General features: G+C 45.2%; 20 protein-coding genes and 1 tRNA gene. 16 read left to right on the top strand and 5 right to left on the bottom strand.

All coding sequences use genetic code 11. The features are described from left to right. The first annotated feature begins 15 nt into the window (after positions 1 to 15). The 16 genes from DW173_RS03950 (at position 16) to DW173_RS03865 (ending at position 18,206) form a co-directional block, all read left to right on the top strand. Positions 16 to 1,458 carry a class I SAM-dependent RNA methyltransferase gene (locus DW173_RS03950; protein WP_120143921.1) on the top strand — a complete coding sequence of 481 codons (1,443 nt, stop codon included), beginning with the start codon at positions 16 to 18 and terminating at the stop codon, positions 1,456 to 1,458. Between the two features lie 145 nt (positions 1,459 to 1,603). After that, positions 1,604 to 2,185, top strand: coding sequence for an ORF6N domain-containing protein (locus DW173_RS03945; protein ID WP_087321029.1), 582 nt, complete (start codon positions 1,604 to 1,606; stop codon positions 2,183 to 2,185). Next, positions 2,178 to 4,376, top strand: a complete 2,199-nt coding sequence (locus tag DW173_RS03940; RefSeq protein ID WP_120143801.1) for a S9 family peptidase — start codon at positions 2,178 to 2,180, stop codon at positions 4,374 to 4,376. The genes DW173_RS03945 and DW173_RS03940 overlap by 8 nt, the downstream gene beginning before the upstream one ends. Before the next feature lie 68 nt (positions 4,377 to 4,444). Further along, positions 4,445 to 5,719 carry a phosphoribosylamine--glycine ligase gene (purD, locus tag DW173_RS03935; protein WP_120143799.1) on the top strand — a complete coding sequence of 425 codons (1,275 nt, stop codon included), beginning with the start codon at positions 4,445 to 4,447 and terminating at the stop codon, positions 5,717 to 5,719. A 114-nt stretch (positions 5,720 to 5,833) separates the two neighbouring features. After that, positions 5,834 to 6,844, top strand: coding sequence for a hypothetical protein (locus tag DW173_RS03930; RefSeq protein ID WP_120143798.1), 1,011 nt, complete (start codon positions 5,834 to 5,836; stop codon positions 6,842 to 6,844). Continuing rightward, positions 6,829 to 7,308: a YqaA family protein gene (locus tag DW173_RS03925; protein WP_008641597.1), complete on the top strand. Its 480-nt coding sequence runs from the start codon at positions 6,829 to 6,831 to the stop codon at positions 7,306 to 7,308. Before DW173_RS03930 ends, DW173_RS03925 begins: the two co-directional genes overlap by 16 nt. 51 nt (positions 7,309 to 7,359) lie before the next feature. Beyond that, positions 7,360 to 8,160, top strand: coding sequence for a tRNA (5-methylaminomethyl-2-thiouridine)(34)-methyltransferase MnmD (mnmD, locus tag DW173_RS03920; RefSeq protein ID WP_120143796.1), 801 nt, complete (start codon positions 7,360 to 7,362; stop codon positions 8,158 to 8,160). Positions 8,161 to 8,198: 38 nt separating this feature from the next. Further along, entirely contained in the window at positions 8,199 to 9,122 is a 924-nt protein-coding gene (locus tag DW173_RS03915) for a metal ABC transporter solute-binding protein, Zn/Mn family (protein ID WP_120143795.1), read from the top strand. 34 nt (positions 9,123 to 9,156) lie between these two features. Next, positions 9,157 to 9,996 (top strand): metal ABC transporter ATP-binding protein, encoded by an 840-nt coding sequence (locus DW173_RS03910; RefSeq protein ID WP_120143793.1) that lies wholly within the window; start codon positions 9,157 to 9,159, stop codon positions 9,994 to 9,996. 562 nt (positions 9,997 to 10,558) lie between these two features. Beyond that, positions 10,559 to 13,972, top strand: coding sequence for a DUF2723 domain-containing protein (locus DW173_RS03905; protein WP_120143791.1), 3,414 nt, complete (start codon positions 10,559 to 10,561; stop codon positions 13,970 to 13,972). Positions 13,973 to 14,082: 110 nt separating this feature from the next. Beyond that, the gene (locus tag DW173_RS03900; RefSeq protein WP_120143789.1) at positions 14,083 to 14,697 is read left to right on the top strand and encodes a polysaccharide deacetylase family protein; all 615 of its coding nucleotides are present in this window, start codon (positions 14,083 to 14,085) and stop codon (positions 14,695 to 14,697) included. Between the two features lie 686 nt (positions 14,698 to 15,383). Beyond that, the gene (locus DW173_RS03890) at positions 15,384 to 15,614 is read left to right on the top strand and encodes a hypothetical protein (RefSeq protein WP_004313711.1); all 231 of its coding nucleotides are present in this window, start codon (positions 15,384 to 15,386) and stop codon (positions 15,612 to 15,614) included. Between the two features lie 99 nt (positions 15,615 to 15,713). Next, positions 15,714 to 16,205 carry a hypothetical protein gene (locus DW173_RS23905; RefSeq protein WP_192923113.1) on the top strand — a complete coding sequence of 164 codons (492 nt, stop codon included), beginning with the start codon at positions 15,714 to 15,716 and terminating at the stop codon, positions 16,203 to 16,205. A gap of 20 nt (positions 16,206 to 16,225) precedes the next feature. Further along, positions 16,226 to 16,861 (top strand): outer membrane beta-barrel protein, encoded by a 636-nt coding sequence (locus DW173_RS03875; protein WP_008641585.1) that lies wholly within the window; start codon positions 16,226 to 16,228, stop codon positions 16,859 to 16,861. Positions 16,862 to 16,966: 105 nt separating this feature from the next. After that, positions 16,967 to 17,686: a hypothetical protein gene (locus DW173_RS03870; RefSeq protein ID WP_369904567.1), complete on the top strand. Its 720-nt coding sequence runs from the start codon at positions 16,967 to 16,969 to the stop codon at positions 17,684 to 17,686. Between the two features lie 49 nt (positions 17,687 to 17,735). Continuing rightward, positions 17,736 to 18,206, top strand: coding sequence for a lipocalin family protein (locus tag DW173_RS03865; protein WP_049701508.1), 471 nt, complete (start codon positions 17,736 to 17,738; stop codon positions 18,204 to 18,206). Positions 18,207 to 18,323: 117 nt separating this feature from the next. On the opposite strand, the gene DW173_RS03860 is transcribed toward DW173_RS03865, so the two are convergent. The 5 genes from DW173_RS03860 to tyrS form a co-directional block, all read right to left on the bottom strand. Beyond that, positions 18,324 to 19,565, bottom strand: coding sequence for a DUF4861 domain-containing protein (locus DW173_RS03860; protein WP_120143784.1), 1,242 nt, complete (start codon positions 19,563 to 19,565; stop codon positions 18,324 to 18,326). A gap of 258 nt (positions 19,566 to 19,823) precedes the next feature. Next, positions 19,824 to 20,627 carry a gluconate 5-dehydrogenase gene (locus DW173_RS03855; protein ID WP_049701506.1) on the bottom strand — a complete coding sequence of 268 codons (804 nt, stop codon included), beginning with the start codon at positions 20,625 to 20,627 and terminating at the stop codon, positions 19,824 to 19,826. Positions 20,628 to 20,667: 40 nt separating this feature from the next. Then, positions 20,668 to 21,510: a 5-dehydro-4-deoxy-D-glucuronate isomerase gene (gene kduI, locus DW173_RS03850; RefSeq protein WP_120143782.1), complete on the bottom strand. Its 843-nt coding sequence runs from the start codon at positions 21,508 to 21,510 to the stop codon at positions 20,668 to 20,670. Positions 21,511 to 21,920: 410 nt separating this feature from the next. Then, positions 21,921 to 21,991: transfer RNA gene (locus DW173_RS03845), tRNA-Gln, on the bottom strand. A gap of 107 nt (positions 21,992 to 22,098) precedes the next feature. Further along, positions 22,099 to 23,391: a tyrosine--tRNA ligase gene (gene tyrS / locus DW173_RS03840; RefSeq protein WP_120143781.1), complete on the bottom strand. Its 1,293-nt coding sequence runs from the start codon at positions 23,389 to 23,391 to the stop codon at positions 22,099 to 22,101. Positions 23,392 to 23,409: the final 18 nt, after the last annotated feature.

The raw sequence follows: 23,409 nt of genomic DNA, 5'->3' as shown, positions 1-23,409 counted from the left end.
ATCAAAAGAATCTATATGAGCGAACAATTCGAGATGATAGCCAAGACTTTCCAGGGACTGGAAGAGATACTTGCAGAAGAACTGACAGCATTAGGAGCCAACGACATTCAAATAGGACGCCGCATGGTTTCATTCACAGGAGATAAACGTATGATGTATAAGGCGAATTTTTGCCTTCGCACCGCCATCCGTATCCTGAAACCAATTAAAAACTTTACAGCCAAAGATGCCGATGAGGTTTATAATCAAATACAGGCTATTCCATGGGAAGAATATCTCGATGTGAACAAGACGTTCGCTATCGATGCAGTAGTATTCAGCGATGAGTTCCGCCATTCGAAATTCGTTTCGTATAAGGTGAAAGATGCGATTGTGGATTATTTCCGTGATAAAACAGGAAAACGTCCGTCGGTACGTATCAACAATCCGGATGTACTTCTGAATATTCATATTGCACAGACTACCTGTACGTTGTCTTTGGACTCGTCCGGAGAATCACTTCACCGTCGCGGTTATCGCCAGGAAGCAGTAGAAGCCCCGTTAAATGAGGTATTGGCTGCCGGCATGATTCTAATGACCGGATGGCGCGGAGAGTGTGATTTGATCGACCCGATGTGTGGTTCGGGTACTATCCCTGTTGAAGCGGCACTGATTGCTAAGAATATCGCTCCGGGAGTATTCCGTAAAGGGTTTGCTTTTGAGAAATGGGTAGATTTCGATGCGGATATGTTCGATGAGATTTACAATGATGACAGTCAGGAGCGCGAATTTGCTCATAAGATTTACGGATACGATAACAATCCGAAAGCTAATGAGATTGCGACTCATAATATAAAAGCTGCCGGTGTATCGAAAGACATCGTGTTGAAGCTGCAGCCGTTCCAGCAGTTTGAACAGCCGCAGGAGAAGTCGATTATCATCACTAACCCGCCATACGGTGAACGTATTTCCACTAATGATTTGCTTGGACTTTATCAGATGATCGGTGAACGTCTGAAACATGCGTTTGTAGGAAATGAAGCATGGGTGCTTTCTTATCGGGAAGAGTGTTTCGATCAGATTGGTTTGAAAGCAAGTCAGAAAGTTCCTTTGTTCAATGGACCGTTGGAGTGTGAGTTCCGCAAATATGAGATTTTTGACGGAAAATACAAAGAGTTCAAGAGCCAGGAAGAGGGAGAAGAAAAGAAAGAGGCTGAAGGAGAACAGACTCCAAGATTCAGAGAAAAAAAAGAATTTAAGCCACGCCGCGAAGGTGAATTCAAACCGCGTCGGGATGGTGAATCCAGACCTCGCAGAGAGGGAGAATACAAGCCACGCAGAGAAGGTGGTGAGTTCAAAGGTGGCGATGGAAGAGATAGAAAGCCGCGGGGAGAGTTTCGTGGAGGAAGAGATTCAAGAGGACCGAGAGAGTTTAAAGGAAATCGGGAGCCGACGATTCCGAAGAAGGAAGAGGAATAAACAATTCTAATTCCAACAACTTATTCACCCTGTAATTCGCTAGTTAATAATTAATTAAAAACTTGAAGTTCCAAATTGGAACTTCAAGTTTACACCATAGTTCTAATGTTCAGTCACAAATTGGAACCTGTCTAAACAAAAAAAGATGGATGATATAGCCATTATAGAAAACAAAATATACGAAATCAGAGGGCAAAAAGTTATGCTTGACTTTGATTTGGCAGAAATGTATGGAGTTGAGACTAAACGCCTCAAGGAACAAGTACGTCGTAATATTGAACGCTTTCCTGCTGAATTCATGTTCGAGCTAACAAAAGAAGAAGTTGCAATTTCAAGGTCGCAAATTGCGACCTTGAAAACAGGACAAGGATATAACATCAAATATCTTCCGTTTGCATTTACTGAATATGGTATAGTTATGTTATCCAGCGTCCTCAAATCCAAGACCGCTGTGGAAGTAAATATCAATATTATCCGTGCTTTTGTACGTATGCGCCAATATCTTCTATCCAATATACCTAAAAAGGAGTTGGAAGAATTAAAACAACGCATCGAATATCTCGAAGAAGATATTACCTCTGATAGGGAAAGTTACGAAAAACAATTTGACGACCTATTTAATGCCTTTGCTAAAATAAGTGCAATTATCCAATCAAGACAGACTCCTTTGGACAGAGTAAAAATAGAAGGATTTAAAACAAATAATAAAGAAAAGAGCAATGAGTAAAATTGGAAAAAGAGCCATGCTTTTATTGTTGGCACTACCAATCGGATTCAATGTTATGGCACAAGAAACCAAAAAGCCGACACTGGAAGAATTGATTCCGGGTGGCGAGAGTTACCGCTATGCAGACAACCTGTACGGACTGCAATGGTGGGGTGACGAATGTATCAAGCCGGGCGTAGATACCCTTTATTCGATTCAACCCAAAACGGGGAAAGAAACAATGGTTATCACTCGTGAACAGATCAACAAAGTGCTTGAAGAGAACAAGGCAGGAAAGTTATCACACTTGTATTCCGTCAGTTTCCCATGGGCCGATAAGCCACAAATGCTATTCACGATAGCAGGAAAGTTCATTGTATATGATTTCAAGAGCAATCAAGTTGTCAGCACTCTCAAAACAAAAGACGGAGCGGATAATGAAGACTATTGCGCAGCCAGTGGAAACGTAGCATACACGATAGGTAACAATCTATATGTGAACGAAAAAGCGGTAACCAATGAACCCGAAGGCATCGTTTGCGGGCAAACAGTACACCGCAATGAATTCGGTATCAACAAAGGCACTTTCTGGAGCCCGAAAGGCAACCTGCTCGCTTTCTACCGTATGGACGAGAGCATGGTGACACAATACCCGCTTGTAGACATCACTGCACGCGTAGGCGAAGTGAACAATGTACGTTATCCGATGGCAGGCATGACGAGCCATCAGGTAAAAGTAGGCATTTACAATCCTGCCACAGGCAAAAGCATTTATCTGAACGCAGGTGATCCCACAGACCGTTATTTCACCAATATCAGCTGGTCACCGGATGAAAAAAGCCTCTACCTGATTGAAGTAAACCGTGACCAGAACCACGCCAAACTTTGCCAGTACAACGCAGAAACAGGAGAACCGATGGGCGTTCTCTACGAAGAAATGCATCCTAAATACGTGGAGCCACAAAACGCAATCGTATTTTTGCCGTGGGACCCTACCAAGTTCATCTATCAAAGTCAGCGTGACGGCTACAATCATCTTTATCTCTTTGATGCCAATGCAGCCAACATGAAAGGTGAAACTTATAACAGCGCCAACGGTGGTACTTACTTCCAGGCCGGCAAAGTCAAACAACTGACCAAAGGCAACTGGCTGGTCAGCGACGTCCTGGGATTCAACACAAAGCGTAAAGAAATCATCTTCACAGCCGTAGAAGGCTTGAGAAGCGGACATTTCGCTGTAAACGTGAGCAATGGAAAAATAAGCCAACCGTTCGAGAACTGCAAAGAAAGCGAACATAGCGGCATGCTTAGCGCTTCCGGCACTTATCTTATCGACCGTTATTCAACAAAAGACCAGCCTCGCATCATCAACCTGGTAGACACCAAAAACTTCAAAGAAACAGCCAATCTGCTGACTGCTGAAAGCCCTTACGAAGGCTACCAAATGCCAAGCATCGAAACCGGAACAATCAAAGCGGCAGACGGCACCACCGACCTGCATTATCGCCTGATGAAACCGGCCAACTTTGACCCGGCCAAGAAATATCCCGTCATCGTATACGTCTACGGAGGTCCTCACGCGCAATGCGTCACCGGAGGATGGCAAAACGGCGCACGCGGATGGGACACATACATGGCAGGTAAAGGCTATATCATGTTTACCATCGATAACCGTGGCAGCAGCAACCGTGGACTGGCATTTGAAAATGCCACCTTCCGCCGTCTTGGCATCGAAGAAGGTAAAGACCAGGTAAAAGGTATTGAATTCCTGAAATCCCTCCCCTACGTAGACAGCGAACGCATCGGCGTACACGGATGGAGCTTCGGAGGACACATGACTACCGCTTTGATGCTTCGTTACCCGGAAATATTCAAAGTAGGCGTTGCCGGAGGCCCGGTAATCGACTGGGGGTATTATGAAGTGATGTACGGCGAACGCTATATGGATACACCGGAAAGCAACCCGGAAGGCTACAAAGAATGTAATCTGAAAAACCTTGCCGGCCAACTGAAAGGTCACCTATTGATTATTCACGACGACCACGACGACACTTGCGTGCCACAGCACACCCTGTCGTTCATGAAAGCTTGTGTAGATGCCCGCACTTATCCCGACCTGTTTATCTACCCGTGCCACAAGCACAACGTAGCAGGACGCGACCGTGTACATCTGCATGAGAAAATCACCCGGTACTTTGAGCAGAACTTATAAAACTGACAAAGACACCACCGTATCCATACAAATCATAGATAACAGTATAAATCCATAACAATACAAAGATGAAGATATTATTACTAGGCTCGGGCGGCCGCGAACATGCACTGGCATGGAAAATTGCCCAAAGTCCGAAAGTTGAAAAACTATACATTGCTCCGGGAAATGCCGGAACAACTGCCGTAGGCGAGAATGTCAACATCAAAGCCACCGATTTTGAAGCAATCAGTGCTTTTGCTCTAAAAGAGAACATCCAAATGATAGTAGTAGGCCCCGAAGATCCGTTGGTAAAAGGAATCTACGATTACTTCCAAAACCGTCCGGAGCTAAAGCATATTGCCGTGATCGGTCCTTCGGCTCAAGGAGCGCAACTGGAAGGCAGCAAGGAATTTGCCAAAGGCTTCATGATGCGCCACAACATCCCGACAGCCCGCTACAAAAGCATCACTTCCGAAAACCTCGAAGAGGGCCTCGCTTTCCTCGAAACGTTGGAAGCTCCCTACGTACTGAAGGCTGATGGCCTTTGTGCCGGGAAAGGAGTTCTCATCCTTCCTACGCTGGATGAAGCGAAGAAAGAACTGAAAGAAATGCTCGGCGGCATGTTCGGTTCCGCATCGGCAACCGTTGTGATTGAAGAGTTCTTGAGCGGTATCGAGTGCTCTGTATTCGTACTGACAGACGGAGACAACTACAAAGTCCTCCCTGTGGCGAAAGACTACAAACGTATCGGTGAAGGCGACAAAGGATTGAATACAGGCGGTATGGGTAGCGTAACTCCGGTTCCGTTTGCTGATGAAGTATATATGGAGAAAGTACGCACACGTATCATCGAACCGACCATCAATGGTCTGAAAGAAGAAAAGATCACCTACAAAGGTTTCATCTTCCTCGGTCTTATCAAGGTGAAAGGTGAACCGATGGTTATCGAATACAACGTCCGCATGGGCGACCCGGAAACAGAAAGCGTGATGTTGCGCATCCAAAGCGACTTCGTAGAGTTGCTTGAAGGCACAGCGGCAGGCAATCTGAACGAGAAAACACTGGTGATGGACCCACGTTCGGCCGGCTGCGTCATTCTTGTCAGCGGCGGTTATCCCGAAGCCTACGAAAAAGGATTCCCTATCAGCGGACTGGAACAGGCTGCCGCCACCGACAGCATCATCTTCCATGCCGGAACAGCCATGAAAGACGGACAAGTGGTGACGAACGGCGGACGTGTGATTGCCGTTTGCTCTTACGGTGCAACGAAAGAAGAAGCACTGGCACAGAGCTACAAAGTGGCAGACATGATCGACTTCGACAAGAAGTATTTCCGCCGCGACATCGGATTCGATTTGTAAGAAACAACCTGTAATGATACGCCACGGCAGGCATAAATCCCCTATTTGTACGGCATATAGATCCTACAAAGCGATGATATATGCCCGCCGGGCGGCAAAAGAACTGACAGACCAATGAGAAATAAAAGACTACAAAGTCAAGTGACAGCGGGACGGTGGACCCTGCCTGCCGTTATCTTTATCTGCGCCCTATGCTGGGTGTTGACTTACTTTTTATTTCCCGACTCCATAGCCTCAACAACACCCAAGGACAGCTCTTCTTTCTTGCAATCCACCCGCGATTTACTGCTTCCGGGATGGGCAGAACGAATTGTCAGCTTTCTGGTTTACGCAATCATCGGCTACTTTCTGATAGAGCTGAACAACCAGTTCAGTATTATCCGCATGAGGGCTTCCATGCAGACAGCTATTTATTTCCTGCTGGTTACCGTCTGTCCGGGAATGCATTTACTATACATAGGAGACATTGTCGCCCTCGGTTCTCTTATTTCCATTTATTTTCTGTTTAAAAGCTATCAGCAAGCTCAAGCTGCGGGCTATCTATTCTATTCCTTCTTCTTTATCGGAGCGGGAAGTATTCTTTTCCCGCAGCTCACCATCCTCTCGGTACTTTGGTTGCTCGAAGCCTACCGTTTCCAGTCGCTCACTCCGCGTAGTTTCTGCGGCGCGCTGCTCGGATGGATGCTGCCCTACTGGATGCTGTTCGGACACGCCTTCTTCTATAATGAGATGGAGTTGTTCTACCGCCCTTTCAACCAGCTATTAGCTTTCGGAGAAATCTTTAACTTACAAATCCTTCAACCCTGGGAATTGGCTATACTGGGCTATCTGCTCGTGATGTTTATCGTCAGTGCTGTCCATTGCATCGCTGCCGGATTTGAGGATAAGATACGCACACGTGCCTATCTCCAGTTCTTGATAGACCTGACGCTCTTCCTGTTCCTGCTGATTGCCTTGCAACCGATATATTGCAGTGCCCTGCTGCCTTTGCTTATCATAAGCAACAGCATCCTGATCGGACATTTCTTTGTACTGACCAATGGTAAAAGTTCGAATATGTTCTTTATCATTTCATTGGTCGGCCTCATCCTCTTATTCGCTTTTAATATATGGACGCTTTTGTAGATTCAACGATACAACTCCTCATAGAATGGGGACTTCCGGGATTATTCATCTCGGCTTTATTGGCTGGGAGCATCGTGCCTTTCAGTTCCGAACTGGTACTGGTGGCATTGGTGAAACTCGGCCTGCCCCCGATAGCCTGTCTGATATCCGCCACTCTGGGCAATACAGTGGGCGGAATGACCTGTTACTACATGGGGCGCCTGGGCAAAATTAGCTGGATTGAGAAATACTTCAAGGTAAAGAAAGAAAAGGTAGACAAAATGGTGAAATTCCTGCAAGGGAAAGGGGCATTGATGGCATTCTTCACCTTTCTTCCTGCCATTGGCGAAGTGATCGCCATTGCACTAGGATTTATGCGAAGTAACACATGGCTTACTATTGTTTCCATGTTTGTCGGCAAACTGATACGTTATATCCTTCTCCTGTATGTGCTCGAAAGTGCCTGGGATGCTATGGCGGGGTAGAGGTCTTTTTTAAGTATTAAGTATTAGGTATTAAGTATTAAAGATTGAGTGATGGAAAGAATAATTGAGAGAACCGATGACGGGAGCGCTACTCTGTTTGTTCCGGAATTGAATGAACATTATCATTCGACGAAAGGGGCACGCACGGAGTCTCAACATATTTTCATCGATATGGGGCTGAAAGCCTCTCCTGCCGCTACTCCACGTGTTCTTGAAATCGGCTTCGGGACAGGATTAAACGCTTGGCTCACCCTTGAAGAAGCGGAAAGAAGCAGACGAAATATACACTATACAGGACTGGAACTCTATCCACTAGACTGGCAGACAGTAGAACAGCTAGGGTATATCTCCAGCGATGAGCAGCTTACCATACATTGGAAGCAGACAGCAACCGATGAGCAATTTACCCCGAATGATGAAGAAAAACAACAACCGGCTATCGAATTGTTTAAGCAGCTTCATACATCGCCCTGGGAGAAAGACGTGCAGCTTACGCCACACTTCACCTTACGAAAAATAGAAACGGACGTGAATAAGTTGAGAGTTGAGAATGGAGAGTTGAGAGTGAACAATAGCAATGACAGCGTAGCCGACTCTCAACTCTCAACTCTCAACTCTCCATTTAATCTAGTCTATTTCGACGCCTTCGCCCCGGAAAAGCAACCGGAAATGTGGTCGCAAGAACTATTCAACCGTCTCTATGTTTTATTAGATAAAGACGGAATTCTGACTACCTACTGTGCCAAAGGTGTAGTACGCCGAATGTTGCAGACAGCCGGATTCACAGTAGAACGCCTCCCCGGACCTCCGGGTGGTAAACGGGAAATATTACGGGTCCGGAAACAAGAGTAGAAACAAGATAAGATTGAAACCCCGAAACAGAAAAAATCATGAAACAACAACTAAAAGATATGAGAACACTTTTCCTTCTTGGTGCCTGCCTCCTGATGGCAGCCTGCACAGGACGTTCCTCCCAAGCAAGTAACGATGACGAGACAAAGCCGGTGATAACCGTCACACTGGAACCGCAACGTTATTTCACCGAAGCTATTGCCGGAGATAAATTCAAAGTAGTCAGCATGGTGCCCAAAGGTTCCAGCCCGGAGACATACGATCCTATCCCCCAGCAACTTGTTTCTTTAGGAGACAGCAAAGCCTATTTCCGCATCGGGTACATCGGCTTCGAACAAACCTGGATGGACCGCCTGATGAACAATACTCCCCATATCCAAGTGTTCGACACCTCGAAAGGAATCGACCTCATACTCAACAATGATGACCATGCCCACGGCCACAACAGTCACGACGGCCATATCCACGCCGTAGAGCCACACGTATGGAATTCTACCGGTAATGCTTTAATCATCGCCGGAAACACCTACAAGGCCCTTAGTCAACTGGATAAAGCAAACGAACCATATTATAGAAACCGTTACGATTCTCTCTGTCAGCGCATCCAGCACACCGACAGCCTGATTCGCCGACAACTCTCCACCCCCGAAGCAGCCAAAGCCTTCATGATTTATCATCCGGCCCTCTCCTACTTCGCCCGCGACTACGGATTGCATCAAATTTCCATCGAAGAAGGAGGCAAAGAACCTTCTCCCGCCCATCTGAAAGCTTTGATAGACCTGTGTCAGGCAGAAGATGTACGCGTTATCTTTGTTCAACCGGAATTTGACAAACGCAATGCGGAAACCATCGCGCAGCAAACCGGAACGAAAGTAATCCCTATCAATCCGCTAAGTTACGACTGGGAAGAAGAAATGCTGAATGTAGCCAAAGCCCTCGCGCCGCAAGCTGCCACCAAATAAACGTATAAAGAAAGAACCAATCAAGCCCTTTCCAATGATAAAACCAATAATCGAAATAAAGAATCTTTCCGCCGGATATGACGGTCGCACTGTTCTCCACGATGTTAATCTAAGCATCTACGAACAGGATTTTCTAGGTATTATAGGTCCGAACGGAGGCGGCAAAACAACGCTTATAAAGTGCATCCTCGGTTTGTTAAAACCAACCGGAGGGGAAATTATATTCCATACTCCCGAGAAGGCTCCCATAAGAACATCTACGGAAGGGACTTCAACAGAAACATCTGCCAAAAGTTCCTTTCAAAGCTCTTCCGCAAAATCCCAGCTTTTCCTCGGTTACCTGCCGCAATACAGCACCATAGACCGAAAGTTCCCTATTTCTGTGGAAGAAGTGATCCTGTCCGGATTGAGCATACAGAAGTCGCTCACCTCTCGGTTCACTCCCGAACAGAGAGAGAAAGGCAAACAGATTATCGCCCGCATGGGATTAGAAGGGCTCGAAAGCCGTTCTATCGGACAATTAAGCGGTGGACAACTGCAACGTGCCTTGTTAGGACGTGCCATCATCTCGGACCCTGCAGTGTTGATTCTTGATGAGCCCAGCACGTATATCGACAAGCGTTTTGAAGCACGCCTTTATGAGTTATTGGCTGAAATCAATAAAGAATGTGCCATTATCCTTGTCAGTCACGACATCGGCACTGTATTGCAACAGGTAAAATCCATCGCCTGTGTCAATGAAACGCTGGATTACCATCCGGACACGGGCGTCACTACCGAATGGCTGGAAAGAAACTTCAACTGCCCCATCGAACTATTGGGACACGGCACACTGCCTCATCGGGTTTTAGGGGAACATCATCACCATCATTAAAGGATACACATATTCAATATCCCAAACATATATATACAGCAACCCAAGTATTAATACCTGAAATCTCAACCATTAACAGCTGATATTACAAGTGTTAACACCTAACGGCCAAGCTATTAATAGTAAACTTCCGTTGTATTAATAGTAAACTTGTTCTTCTCTAACAGGAAAGTTATGCTTGACTAAGGATAATCTATAAACGCAAGTTACGTTTATAAAATTGCAAGCTTTGTTTTTATAATTGCAAGTTTCATTTATAAAAACAAAACTTGCAATTATAGTTTATGACTAATGAAAAGGAAGTTTGTTATTAAGGCAAAAGAAGTTCACTAACAGGATAAAGGAAGTTTATCTCTAATACACCAGAGCTTATTTATTAAAGGGCTAAAAACAAATTCCTTACTTGCCAACACACAAGTTCCCGCCTTCCGGAAGAGTGAAAGAGATAGTAAATCACCCCTCCGTTACTTAATATTTCTTACTTTCTTCCTCATTATCCTTACAAATCACTATCTTTGCGACCTCATAATTTGTTTTTAACGAATAAACTACGATAGTGCTAATGAAACAGTACAGAACCGTAAACAACCTTATGGGTTGGCTTACATTCATCATTGCGGCAACCGTCTACTGCCTGACAATAGAACCGACCGCAAGTTTCTGGGATTGCCCGGAGTTCATAACCACCGGCTATAAACTGGAAGTCGGACACCCGCCCGGCGCGCCTTTCTTCATGCTAGTGGCGAATCTGTTTTCTCAATTTGCTTCCGACGTAACAACTGTTGCTAAAATGGTGAATTACATGAGTGCCCTCATGAGTGGCGCCTGTATCCTGTTCCTTTTCTGGAGCATCACCCACCTGGTACGCAAACTGGTTATCACTGACGAAAACAATATCACCAAAGGACAGCTTATCACAGTGATGGGTAGCGGACTGATCGGTGCACTGGTTTATACATTCAGTGACACATTCTGGTTCTCGGCCGTGGAAGGTGAAGTATATGCCTTCTCCTCCCTCTTTACCGCTGTTGTTTTCTGGTTGATTCTGAAATGGGAAGACGTAGCCGACCAGCCGCACAGCGACCGTTGGATTATCCTCATTGCCTATCTGACCGGATTGAGTATCGGTGTGCACTTATTGAACTTGCTTTGTCTGCCTGCCATCGTATTGGTATACTACTACAAAAAAACGCCGAATGCTACCGCCAAAGGTTCGTTAATAGCGCTATTAGGTTCAATGGTGCTCGTTGCAGCCGTGCTTTACGGCATCGTACCGGGTATCGTGAAAGTAGGTGGCTGGTTTGAACTGTTGTTCGTCAACGGACTCGGAATGTCATTCAATTCGGGCGTAGTGGTTTATATCATTCTGCTTGCGGCCGCTCTGATTTGGGGTGTATACGAAAGTTACACCGAAAAGAACAAAACGCGCATGGCTATCTCCTTTATCCTGACGATCGCTTTGCTGGGTATCCCATTCTACGGACACGGAGCCAGCAGTATCATCATCGGTATTTTGGTTATTGCCGCACTGGGACTTTATCTTGCTCCGAGTGTACAGGCTAAAATCAAAGAGAGATGGCGTATCACCGCCCGCACCATGAACACAGCCTTGCTGTGCACCATGATGATCGTGATCGGGTATTCTTCTTACGCACTGATCGTTATCCGTTCTACTGCCAACACTCCGATGGACCAAAACTCACCGGAGGATATATTCACCCTAGGCGAATACCTCGGCCGTGAACAATACGGAACCCGTCCGCTCTTCTACGGTCCTGCTTTCTCTTCGAAAGTGGCACTCGACGTAAAAGACGGCTATTGTATTCCGCGCCAGTCGGAAGCAGGAAGCAAGTTTGTCCGCAAGGAAAAGACTTCTCCCGACGAAAAAGACTCTTATATCGAACTTCCCGGACGTGTGGAATACGAATATGCACAGAATATGTTTTTCCCGCGTATGTACAGCTCGTCACACGCACCACTCTACAAGCAATGGGTAGACATCAAAGGACACGACGTTCCTTACGACCAGTGTGGAGAAATGGTAATGGTGAACATGCCTAACCAATGGGAAAATATCAAATTCTTCTTCTCCTACCAGTTGAACTTCATGTACTGGCGTTATTTCATGTGGAACTTTGCCGGACGGCAGAACGACATACAAGGTAGCGGAGAAATTGAACACGGCAACTGGATCACCGGTATTCCGTTTATCGACAACTTGCTGGTAGGCAATCAGGAACTGCTTCCGCAGGATCTCAAAAACAATAAAGGACACAATGTATTCTACTGTCTGCCGCTGATTCTCGGCTTAATCGGACTCTTCTGGCAGGCTTATCATAGCCAGCGGGGTATCCAGCAATTCTGGGTGGTCTTCTTCCTGTTCTTCATGACAGGTATCGCCATCGTGCTCTACCTCAACCAAACCCCTGCACAACCCCGTGAACGAGATTATGCGTATGCCGGTTCGTTCTACGCCTTTGCCATCTGGGTAGGTATGGGAGTGGCAGGTATCATCCGTATGCTGCGAGAATACTGTAAGATGCAGGAACTTCCGGCAGCCGTACTGGCTTCAGTGCTCTGTTTGTTCGTCCCCATCCAGATGGCGGGACAGACTTGGGATGACCACGACCGTAGCGGACGCTTCGTTGCCCGCGACTTCGGACAGAACTACCTGATGACCTTACAAGAAAAAGGAAATCCGATTATCTATACCAATGGTGATAATGATACTTTCCCATTGTGGTACAACCAGGAAACAGAAGGCTTCCGTACAGATGCCCGCACCTGTAACCTAAGTTACTTGCAAACAGACTGGTATATCGACCAAATGAAACGCCCGGCCTACGATTCCCCGTCGCTTCCTATCACTTGGGACCGTGTGGAATATGTGGAAGGACAAAATGAATATATCCCTATCCGTACGGAAATGAAGGCCTTTATCGACAGCTATTTCAAACAGGCAAACGAACTGGCTGCACAGGGAGACACTACCATATTATCACTCGTTCACTCCATTTTCGGTGAGAATCCATACGAATTGAAAGAAATCATCAACCGCTGGATGCTCGGCAAGAACGACCAGTTGAAAGAGCTTCTCAAAAAGACTGGAAAAGATATCCAACTGCCGCTTATCCCTACGGACAGCATCGTAATGAAGGTGGACAAAGAAGCCGTACGCCGCTCCGGCATGAAGATACCGGAAGCTCTGGGCGATTCTATCCCCGAATACATGACAATCACCCTTAGAGACGCCAACGGCAACCCGAAACGCGCCCTCTACAAGAGTGAACTGATGATGCTTGAAATGCTTGCCAATGCCAACTGGGAACGTCCTATCTATATGGCAATCACCGTAGGAAGCGAAAACCATCTGGGCATGGGCAACCACTTTATGCAGGAAGGTCTTGCCTACCGTTTCACACCGTTCGATACGGACAAACTGGACAGCAAGATTGACAGCGAAAAGATGTACGACAACCTGATGAACAAGTTCAAGTTCGGCGGTATCGACAAACCGGGTATCTATATCGACGAGAACGTGATGCGTATGTGCTACACGCACCGCCGTATCTTCACTCAACTTGTAGGCCAGCTTATCAAAGAAGGCAAGAAGGATAAGGCACTCGCCGCACTCGACTACGCCGAAAAGATGATTCCGTCATACAACGTACCGTACGACTGGGCAAACGGCGCCTTCCAAATGGCAGAATCTTATTACCAACTGGGACAGAACGAAAAAGCCAACAAGATCATCGACGAGCTTGCCAACAAATCGCTCGAATACATGATCTGGTATCTTAGCCTGAACGATAACCAGCTTGCCATCGCCGGCGAAAACTTCGTGTACAACGCCAGCTTGCTTGACGCCGAAGTCCGCTTAATGGAAAAATACAAATCAGAAGAACTCGCGAAACATTACTCCACGCAGCTCGACCAACTTTATAACGAGTACGTGACAAGAATGAAAGGGAAATAAATAGTAAGTATTAAGTATCAGGTATTAAGTATTACCATAGCTTCCGATATGTTTTCCGCATGGATAATACTTAATACTTATTACTTAATACTTGTTTAACACAGACTCTCATGTTTATAGAACAACCACCTTGGCTTTTCCGGGCGTTGTATCCACAAGCTATCTTCCGGATGGATCCGAATGAACGGGCAGTCTATCTGACTTTTGACGACGGCCCCATCCCTGAAGTAACTCCCTGGGTACTGGAAGTATTGGAAAAGCATCATATTAAAGCTACCTTCTTTATGGTAGGCGACAATATACGCAAGCACCCGGATGAATACCGGATAGTGGTAGAACACGGACACCGCATCGGTAACCATACCTTCAACCACATCCGTGGATTTGAATATTCTAATCCGGATTACCTCGCAAACGCCAGAAAGGTAGACGAAATTATCCATTCCGATCTCTTCCGTCCGCCACACGGACACATGGGGTTCCGGCAGTATTATACCTTGCGCTATCATTACCGCATTATCATGTGGGATCTCGTGACTCGTGATTATAGTAAACGGATGCGCCCGGAACAGGTATTGAACAATGTGAAGCGCTATGCACGCAACGGTTCCATCATCACTTTCCATGATTCGCTGAAGTCTTGGAATAACGGTAACCTGCAGTATGCACTTCCTCGTGCCATTGAATTCCTGAAAGAGGAAGGGTATGAATTCAAGGTGTTATAATAACAATCTTTGAGAAAACAGAAACTTCGATAAGAACAGAGATTTTTGAAAAAAAGTCTCCAATGAGCCAAAAAGCTCCCTGATAAGAAGATAAAAATATAAGCCGAGGTCTTGCGCCCCGGCTTTTGTTGTTTAAGGCCTGTTTCGTGCCCGAAATTGGGAGATCACTCCTCTTTCTTATAAGATGTCAGTACAAGCGCATTTCGCCCGGCAAAGGAAAAAAAGAGGGCAAAATAACCAGTATTCAAAAAGTTTCTGATTCACATTACCTTTTCCATCCGTATTTTTTTATACATTTGCAACGGTCTCTTCCGCAGAAGACCTCCGGGTGGCGAGGGAGAGATGTTTATATTGAGAAGACGTTTACAAGCGTTTGTCATTTATGTTCAAAACTTCGCAAACTTTGACCTATCGGAATGACTAACAGCAACAAAGACGTCCTCCTGATGTGTATTTATATACATCCGTGCCTCACTTTGATAAACAAAGGGAGGCTACGGGTGTTGTACATATCGGCGTGGGCTTTCTGCGTTGTTCGTTCCCGATAATTGGCATTGCGAAGGCCTTGAACATGGAACGGACGAAGGTGAGAGATTCCCACGCCATTTCTATATATTCCTGTCAATAATAGATTGAATTGTCCGCCCAACGGGAGTCCGGGGGACACACATAAGCAGAATAGGCACATGATTCATGCAGGACAACTTATTGAACGCACGCTTCACGAACAGGGACGCACCGTCACTTGGTTCGCTACCCAACTATGCTGCACACGCCCCAATGTTTACAAGATATTCCGGAAAGAGAATATCGACATCCACCTGCTCTGGCGCATCTCCTACATCCTCGGCCACGATTTCTTCCGCGATCTGTCTGACAGTATCAACACCGGAAGCTTCCCCAGTGTATCCAAATAGGATACAATTTCGTATCGTTCTTGGAACTATGTTTTCACCCGGTAGTATACTCCTTTCGCATACCTTTGCAGGCATATTAACATATAATCACAAAAGGACATGAAAACGAAAAAACTATTTCTGATTATTGCTCTGGTTGTCGGTTGTGCCGTCGGAGCCCATGCGCAAAAGACGGTCTTCAAGTTTCGTGATGCACAGGCACGTGCAGGCGATGCAGTTACTGAAGTTTGTGTCAAACCTACAGTTGTCGAGGTGAAAATACTGGAAGATAAGGGACGGATCAAGGATGAATGGACACTAAGCAAAGAGGAAGTGGAAATCGCCATGAAAGGAGAACTTGACAACATCCGTGCATGGGGGACGTATCTGTCCACCATCAAATATAACTGCGATGTCATCATGGGAGCCACTTTCAAAGTGGAAGATAATGAAAAAACAGGTGGGTACACGGTTACAGTGGTAGGTTATCCCGGAATCTTCGTCAACTGGCATCCGGCCACTAAGGACGATTACGAATGGATTCGCCTACAGAAGTTGTCACCCACAGATGGAAAAAGCCAGATAGCGCCCGTCGTTAAGAATAAGAATTAATCACTAAAATATCAATAACAATGAAAAAAGTATTATCAATGGTTGCCGCACTCTTATTGTGCGTAGGAACTCAAGCGCAAATCGTATCATCCAGAAGTGCAATCGTCAAAACTGAAAAGCAAGCCAGCAGCACACAATGGTTCTTACGTGCAGGCCTGAATATCATGAACTTCTCCGGTGACGGAGCCGAAGGAGCTGATTCAAACATCGGATATAACGCAACATTTGGTTATCAGAAGCCTTTAGGCAGTACAGGAGGATACTGGGGGATGGAGTTTGGACTTGGCTCCCGTGGTTTCAAAGTGGACGACACGAAATGTATGGCTCACAACATACAATATTCTCCGTTCACATTCGGATGGAAATTTGCTGTGGCGGACAACGTCCGTATCGACCCGCATGTAGGAGTCTTCGCTAGTTACGATTACACAAGCAAAATGAAAGAAGATGGAGAAAGCATCAGTTGGGGTGATTATGCAGATTATATGGAGGTTGACTACAATCATTTTGATGCAGGTATGAATATCGGCGTAGGAGTCTGGTATGACCGTTTCAATCTGGATCTTACCTATCAACGCGGATTTATAGATGCATTCAGCGATGCCGACGGATTCAAGACCAGTAACTTTATGATTCGTCTGGGTATTGCCTTCTAAGGACAACCAAACCTCAATAAACCATATTATTTATTCAGCGTCCACGATCTTTTCTTTTCACAAAAAGGGCCGTGGATGCTGTTTTCTTAAAAAGAACGGAATATGATGACCAAACGACAATTTCTGGTAATCTTGTATCTACTGGTAGGAATTATCCCACTGATAGCACAGACTTTCACCGAACAGAAAAAGAGCTATCCTGTCAGTGCAGACGGCAATAAATATGTGGTCAGCGGATTTACCCCTTTCAGCGATATGCAAGACGAAAACATCTACGCTAATGCACTGCTATGGATCGTCAAGAATGTCTGCCCACAGTTACGGGAAGGAATAGCGGAGGTCAACGTACCGGCTAAAAACTTCAGTTGCGATCTGATACTTGCCTCGCAGGCAGACTCAAGCCAAAAGAATACTTACTATTGCAAAGCCCTGTTTCAAGTAAAGGACGGTAAACTGGTTTATTATCTTTCCAATATACGGATAGAGTCATCAGCAGTGATAATGAAAAAAATCACTCCTATGGAGAAGCTACAACCGGGCAAGAAAGCATCTCACAAAGAAATCATGGATGACTTCGTACAGGTTGAATCGCAAGTATTGAACAAAATGTTCGACTTCATCATAACGAACCAGCTTTCACCGATTACTCACTGGAATGAAATCAATATCAACAAGCCGGTGAAAGGCATGACGGAAGATGAATGTCTACTGGCTTTCGGCAAACCGCAGACTATTCAAGAATCAAATGGAGAAGTGCAATGGATGTATTCCAGCTCGTTCTACCTGTTCTTCAAGAACGGACATGTGGAAACTATTATCAAATAGAGTCTAAAAAACAAATCATCTCAAAATCAAACAATTAAAACAATTTATTATGAAAACAATCTGGAAAGCAACTGTTTGCATAGTTGTAGTATTACTGTCGTTCAGCATTTATTCCTGTGGCGACGACGACGATGACGCTGTCGGTTCACGCGATTTATTGTTAGGAACATGGAATGGAGTGTATTATCTTTCACAAGAATGGGAAGATGGTGAAAAGGTAAGTGACTCTAAAGAAGATTTTGTAAATGGAACCAACCGTTATTCCATAGAGTTCAAGGAAGATGGTACGTATGTAGAAAAAGATGTCTATAACTCTTCCGGAAGTACTAGTTATTATCATGGTACATGGAGCTACTCCGGTAATAAGCTGACTCTCATCGACACTGAAGAGGATAATTACACAGAAGTGTGGACAGTGACCACTATGACAGAGAATGAATTAGTCTATGAACTTCGTGAAAAAGAGAAAGAAGATGGAACAACATACGAATATTACGAACAACACGCTTTTACGAGATAATTCAAAGGCGTTATAACGCAAAAACTTTCTTTCTTTTTCAGGAAGATAAAATTAAGCAAAGGTTTCTTTTTACCAAAGAAACCTTTGCTTAATCTATTGGAAAAGCAATTCAACACATCAATATGCTACTGTCAGCGGAGTACGCAACTTCTGCGCATATTCAGCCATATATTTATTCCAGGCATCCGGAGTCTTGATAGCGGCCTTATCCCAGGCAGAACCCCAATAATAAGTATATTCAGAACCCGGCTCATATTCGCTGATAGCCAAAACATGACCGTCGGCTCCGCCACGTTCTTTCTTTTCCTTTTCAGAAAGAAGAACCACTTTCGCTTCTTTCACCTGTGCAGGAAATGCAGCACCGACAAATATCTTGCCGTTTGCACCGCTACGATCTGTTGTAGGATCTACGTAAGTGATATAGCCATTGGCAGCATCTGCCACAGTCGCACCGTCCGGTTCACGCAATACAAGTCCGGTAGTCACCGGCATTGCTTCTTTCAGATTGGTATATGAAACAATCGTTTTGTTGAGATAAGAACCCGCATCCAGTGAGATTACACGAGTCTCCACTACATTAGAGTCTCCACGAACTACCAGCGGATTAAATTCCAGCTTCACCGTGAAACGCAGCGGACCATTATCAAGGATTTCCTGTGTACGATAGCAGTAAGGATAGATAATAGTGTCACCTGCCATCAGAGCAGCAACACCGGCACCCAACGTAGGTCCTACGGCATAGCAATCCATGCCATATCCATGATCGATATGGTAAGAGATAGCTTTTTGTAGTTCGGAGGCAGCTTTAGGATCTGTCTTTTTCAATTCAGCTATCTTGGCACGCTTTTCAGGATTCAGTTCTTCCGCATAGAGAGATTCCAGAATCGGTTCCGTTGTGTTGTACTTCGTGAAAAGATCGTAGCCAAAACCACGCTCTCCACGGGCTTGCAAGGCAGGACCATACGCACGGAATCCGCCAAGATCATTCTCCCAGGCAACGTCGTCCAGACGTTCGGGATAATATTTACCGCAAGCAACGACATCGAAAGGCGCCGGTGTACCCGGTTGAATAGTGTAAACAGCCGTTCCGTTCGCTTCTACCGTAGCGGGGAAAACAACCTTTTCGTCATACGTCACCTGATAAGGCACTTGCTGACCGTCAACATCAAGCACTACAATCTGCGCTGTATCTGCCAGTTTCAACTTGGCAACAACATCGCTCATCGGCACTTCAACCATCTCCCCCACCCGTTCAAGAGCCAGCGGATTGGTCACTGTGATTGTCATTGACTGTTTACTGTCGGCACAAGAAGCAAACCCTATCAAGACTACAGCAAACAGAATTAATATCTTTTTCATAATTAGTCTATATTGAATGAATAATATATACTTTGCAAATAGAGGCTATTATATCCGCATCTGTTGGATATATAGATCCAACGCATCAGCTATATATATCCAACGTGTTGGATATATATGTTCAACACGTTGGGCATATATGTCCAATAAGTCGGTCCTATAGCTCCTGCAAAGGGAATGATAAAAAATAAGGTGACAGATGAAAAGAGGATGCTCTTTGCCATTCTATCACCTTATCGGAATCTCTTCTATCTTACATTATTTCGGCTGTTTTCCGATATAAGCAAGGATACCACCATCTACATAAAGAACGTGGCCGTTGACAGCGTTAGAAGCTTCAGAAGCAAGGAATACAGCAGGACCTGTCAGTTCTTCTGGATCCAACCAACGACCGGCAGGAGTCTTGGCGCAGATGAATGAATCGAATGGGTGACGGCTTCCGTCTGCTTGTTTCTCACGAAGAGGAGCAGTTTGCGGAGTAGCGATGTAACCCGGGCCGATACCGTTACACTGAATGTTGTATTCACCATATTCAGAGCAGATATTGCGAGTCAGCATCTTCAGTCCACCCTTAGCGGCAGCGTAAGCAGATACAGTTTCACGACCCAGTTCGGACATCATAGAGCAGATGTTGATGATCTTACCTGCACGTTTTTCCATCATAGCAGGAAGAACAGCCTTAGCAACGATGAACGGAGCATTCAAGTCGATGTCGATTACACGACGGAAATCAGCAGCATCCATCTCGTGCATAGGAACACGACGGATAATACCTGCATTATTTACAAGGATATCAATTGTACCTACTTCTTTGGCAATCGTAGCCACCATAGCCTGAACAGCCGGTTCGTCTGTCACGTCGCATACATAACCGTGAGCTTTGATACCTTTTTCTGCATAAGCTGCCATTCCTTTGTCTACCAACTCTTGATTGATGTCGTTAAAACAAACTTTAGCGCCTTGTTCTGCGAATGCAGAAGCAATAGCAAAACCGATACCATAAGAAGCACCTGTAACGAGCGCTACTTTACCTTCCAAAGAAAAATTCAAATACTGATTCATAATTCTTTTTATTATTAAATTAGGAAAACTATTGGATTTGTTATTTCAAATCTGTAATCAACGAGAAGTCCTGATCGCCATAGTCGAGGTTCTCACCACCCATTCCCCAGATAAAGGTATAGTTGTGGGTAGCAGCAGCCGAGTGGATAGACCATTCGGGCGAAAGAACAGCCTGATCGCCTTTCATCCATACGTGGCGTGTTTCGCCTACCTCACCCATAAAGTGGCAGATAGCATGATCTTCGGGAATCTCGAAATAGAAGTAGGCTTCCATACGACGGCTGTGTACGTGGGCCGGCATCGTGTTCCATACACTTCCCGGAGCCAGCTCCGTCATACCCATCTGCAACTGACAGGTGGGCAATACCTGATTCACCAGCATCTTATTGATATTACGGTGGTTGGAGCCTTCCAAAGAACCCATTTCAGCTACTACGGCATCGGCTTTCGTCACCTTGCGGTCGGGATAGTTGCGATGTGCAGTCAGTGAGTTGAAGTAGAATTTTGCAGGATGGGCAGCGTCTTTGCTTTCGAAAGTCACTTCACGGTCGCCCGAACCCAGATAAAGAGCTTCTTTATAGTCCAGTTCGAACTCCGCGTCGCCTGCTTTCACAATACCAGGACCACCAACATTGTAGATACCCATTTCGCGACGGGTGAGGAAGAACGGAGCTTTCAGCGGATCGATTGCTTCAAGCGTCAGCACCTCTCCTATCGGCAGCGCACCACCTACCACCATACGGTCGTACATGGAATATACCATATTTACTTCATTGGGGACAAATATCTTTTCGATTAAGAAATCTCTGCGGATTCTTGTAGTATCATAACTTTTTGCATCTTCAGGATGCGCAGCATAGCGAATTTCATAGTTCGTTTTCATACCTTATTTATTTATAGTTATTGAATAAGTTCTCTTTCTACGTGCACTTCGTTTACGTACACGATGCAAAAATAGCAAAAGAAAACGGGTTTACCTTGCAATTTTGTTCCAATTATCCACCAAAAATGTCCAGAATCTGTGCAATGTACACTTTTTTAACGAACTATAATACGATTTGGGAGAGATTTCTACCTAATACAGTTTGAACCTTCTATAATAAAATATAAGCTATTCAACGACCAACACGATAAGCATTAAAATAGTCAATATAACGAATAAAATAAGATTAATGAATTCTATATACGCTGATCCCCTATATCCTTCAATTTTATAAGGATATACAAAAACGACGACTTCAGAGTCACGAAAGAAAAAGCCCCGAAAGAGACATCTTTCGGGGCTTTTCTTCGTTGGACTACCAAGATTCGAACTTGGACAAACAGAACCAAAACCTGTTGTGCTACCATTACACCATAGTCCAAACTTATGTGCTTTCTGTTAAAAAGCGGTGCAAAGATAGAGGTTTGCAAGCAAACCTCCAAATATTTCGTTCACTTTTTTACGTTCTATCGAGTGAATCGTGCATTATTACTTTGCAATCAATAGATAATAGTTCTTTTTGCCGCGCTGAACAAGCAGATATTTCTCATCGAGCAAGTCAGCAGTTGTAATCACCTGATCGAAAGCCGCCAGCTTCTCCTTATTCAACGAAACGCCGCCGCCCTGAACCAACTTACGCATTTCGCCTTTCGACGCAAATACGGCCGCATTATCAACGAATAGGTCGACAGCCTTCACTCCTTCCGCCAATGCGTCACGTGAAATCTCAAATTGAGGTACTCCTTCGAATACAGCAAGAAGAGTATCTTCATCCAGTTTGCGCAAAGCTTCCGAAGTCGCGTTACCGAACAATATGTTCGACGCGTCTACTGCTGCGTTGTAATCATCTTCAGAGTGAACCATCACAGTCACTTCCTTAGCCAGACGTTTCTGAAGGAGACGCAAGTGCGGAGCTGTCTGATGCTCGGCAACCAACGCTTCAATTTCTTCTTTTTCGATAGAAGTGAAGATTTTGATGTAACGTTCGGCATCGGAGTCGCTTACATTCAGCCAGAATTGATAGAACTTGTAAGGTGAAGTATAGCGAGGGTCCAGCCAGATATTTCCGGATTCTGTTTTACCAAACTTACCGCCGTCAGCTTTTGTAATCAGCGGGCAAGTCAGTGCAAACACCTCTCCCCCATTGGTACGGCGGATCAATTCGGCACCGGTAGTAATGTTTCCCCATTGGTCGGAACCACCCATCTGAAGCTTACAGCCCTTTGTTTCATACAAATGAAGGAAGTCATATCCTTGAAGCAACTGATAAGTGAACTCGGTAAATGACAATCCATCACGCGCTTCACCATTCAGACGGCGTTTTACAGAGTCTTTTGCCATCATATAGTTCACAGTGATGTGCTTACCTACTTCGCGAACAAAATCGAGGAAAGTGAAATCTTTCATCCAGTCGTAATTGTTCACCAGTTCGGCACGGTTAGGTACATCCGACTCGAAGTCGAGGAACTTGGCAAGCTGATTTTTAATACATGCCTGATTGTGACGCAATGTTTCCTCGTTCAGCAGGTTACGTTCTGCAGATTTTCCGGAAGGGTCTCCAATCATACCTGTAGCGCCACCGATGAGTGCCAGCGGCTTATGACCGCAGCGTTGTAAATGACGAAGGATCATCACTCCACAAAGGTGACCAATGTGTAGCGAATCGGCAGTCGGGTCGATACCCAAATAGGCAGTCACCTGCTCTTTGCTTAACAACTCTTCCGTTCCCGGCATAATGTCCTGCAACATGCCACGCCATCTCAATTCTTCTACAAAATTCATCGTATTACTCTTTAATTA

Source organism: Bacteroides sp. AM16-13, assembly GCF_003602705.1.
Taxonomy (GTDB): domain Bacteria; phylum Bacteroidota; class Bacteroidia; order Bacteroidales; family Bacteroidaceae; genus Bacteroides; species Bacteroides xylanisolvens.
Note: the sequence above shows the minus strand (reverse complement) of the source record. Positions and strands in the feature narration are given on the sequence as shown.

What these genes read in the sequence shown, in the direction of transcription:
- DW173_RS03865 (WP_049701508.1), top strand. Translation starts at nt 17,736, where the DNA reads ATGAAAACAATCTGGAAAGCAACTGTTTGCATAGTTGTAGTATTACTG.
- DW173_RS03870 (WP_369904567.1), top strand. Translation starts at nt 16,967, where the DNA reads ATGACCAAACGACAATTTCTGGTAATCTTGTATCTACTGGTAGGAATT.
- DW173_RS03945 (WP_087321029.1), top strand. Translation starts at nt 1,604, where the DNA reads ATGGATGATATAGCCATTATAGAAAACAAAATATACGAAATCAGAGGG.
- DW173_RS03875 (WP_008641585.1), top strand. Translation starts at nt 16,226, where the DNA reads ATGAAAAAAGTATTATCAATGGTTGCCGCACTCTTATTGTGCGTAGGA.
- DW173_RS03925 (WP_008641597.1), top strand. Translation starts at nt 6,829, where the DNA reads ATGGACGCTTTTGTAGATTCAACGATACAACTCCTCATAGAATGGGGA.
- DW173_RS03910 (WP_120143793.1), top strand. Translation starts at nt 9,157, where the DNA reads ATGATAAAACCAATAATCGAAATAAAGAATCTTTCCGCCGGATATGAC.
- DW173_RS03905 (WP_120143791.1), top strand. Translation starts at nt 10,559, where the DNA reads ATGAAACAGTACAGAACCGTAAACAACCTTATGGGTTGGCTTACATTC.
- DW173_RS23905 (WP_192923113.1), top strand. Translation starts at nt 15,714, where the DNA reads ATGAAAACGAAAAAACTATTTCTGATTATTGCTCTGGTTGTCGGTTGT.
- DW173_RS03860 (WP_120143784.1), bottom strand. Translation starts at nt 19,565, where the DNA reads ATGAAAAAGATATTAATTCTGTTTGCTGTAGTCTTGATAGGGTTTGCT.
- DW173_RS03950 (WP_120143921.1), top strand. Translation starts at nt 16, where the DNA reads ATGAGCGAACAATTCGAGATGATAGCCAAGACTTTCCAGGGACTGGAA.
- DW173_RS03915 (WP_120143795.1), top strand. Translation starts at nt 8,199, where the DNA reads ATGAAACAACAACTAAAAGATATGAGAACACTTTTCCTTCTTGGTGCC.
- DW173_RS03900 (WP_120143789.1), top strand. Translation starts at nt 14,083, where the DNA reads ATGTTTATAGAACAACCACCTTGGCTTTTCCGGGCGTTGTATCCACAA.
- kduI (WP_120143782.1), bottom strand. Translation starts at nt 21,510, where the DNA reads ATGAAAACGAACTATGAAATTCGCTATGCTGCGCATCCTGAAGATGCA.
- DW173_RS03930 (WP_120143798.1), top strand. Translation starts at nt 5,834, where the DNA reads ATGAGAAATAAAAGACTACAAAGTCAAGTGACAGCGGGACGGTGGACC.
- mnmD (WP_120143796.1), top strand. Translation starts at nt 7,360, where the DNA reads ATGGAAAGAATAATTGAGAGAACCGATGACGGGAGCGCTACTCTGTTT.
- DW173_RS03890 (WP_004313711.1), top strand. Translation starts at nt 15,384, where the DNA reads ATGATTCATGCAGGACAACTTATTGAACGCACGCTTCACGAACAGGGA.
- DW173_RS03855 (WP_049701506.1), bottom strand. Translation starts at nt 20,627, where the DNA reads ATGAATCAGTATTTGAATTTTTCTTTGGAAGGTAAAGTAGCGCTCGTT.
- tyrS (WP_120143781.1), bottom strand. Translation starts at nt 23,391, where the DNA reads ATGAATTTTGTAGAAGAATTGAGATGGCGTGGCATGTTGCAGGACATT.
- purD (WP_120143799.1), top strand. Translation starts at nt 4,445, where the DNA reads ATGAAGATATTATTACTAGGCTCGGGCGGCCGCGAACATGCACTGGCA.
- DW173_RS03940 (WP_120143801.1), top strand. Translation starts at nt 2,178, where the DNA reads ATGAGTAAAATTGGAAAAAGAGCCATGCTTTTATTGTTGGCACTACCA.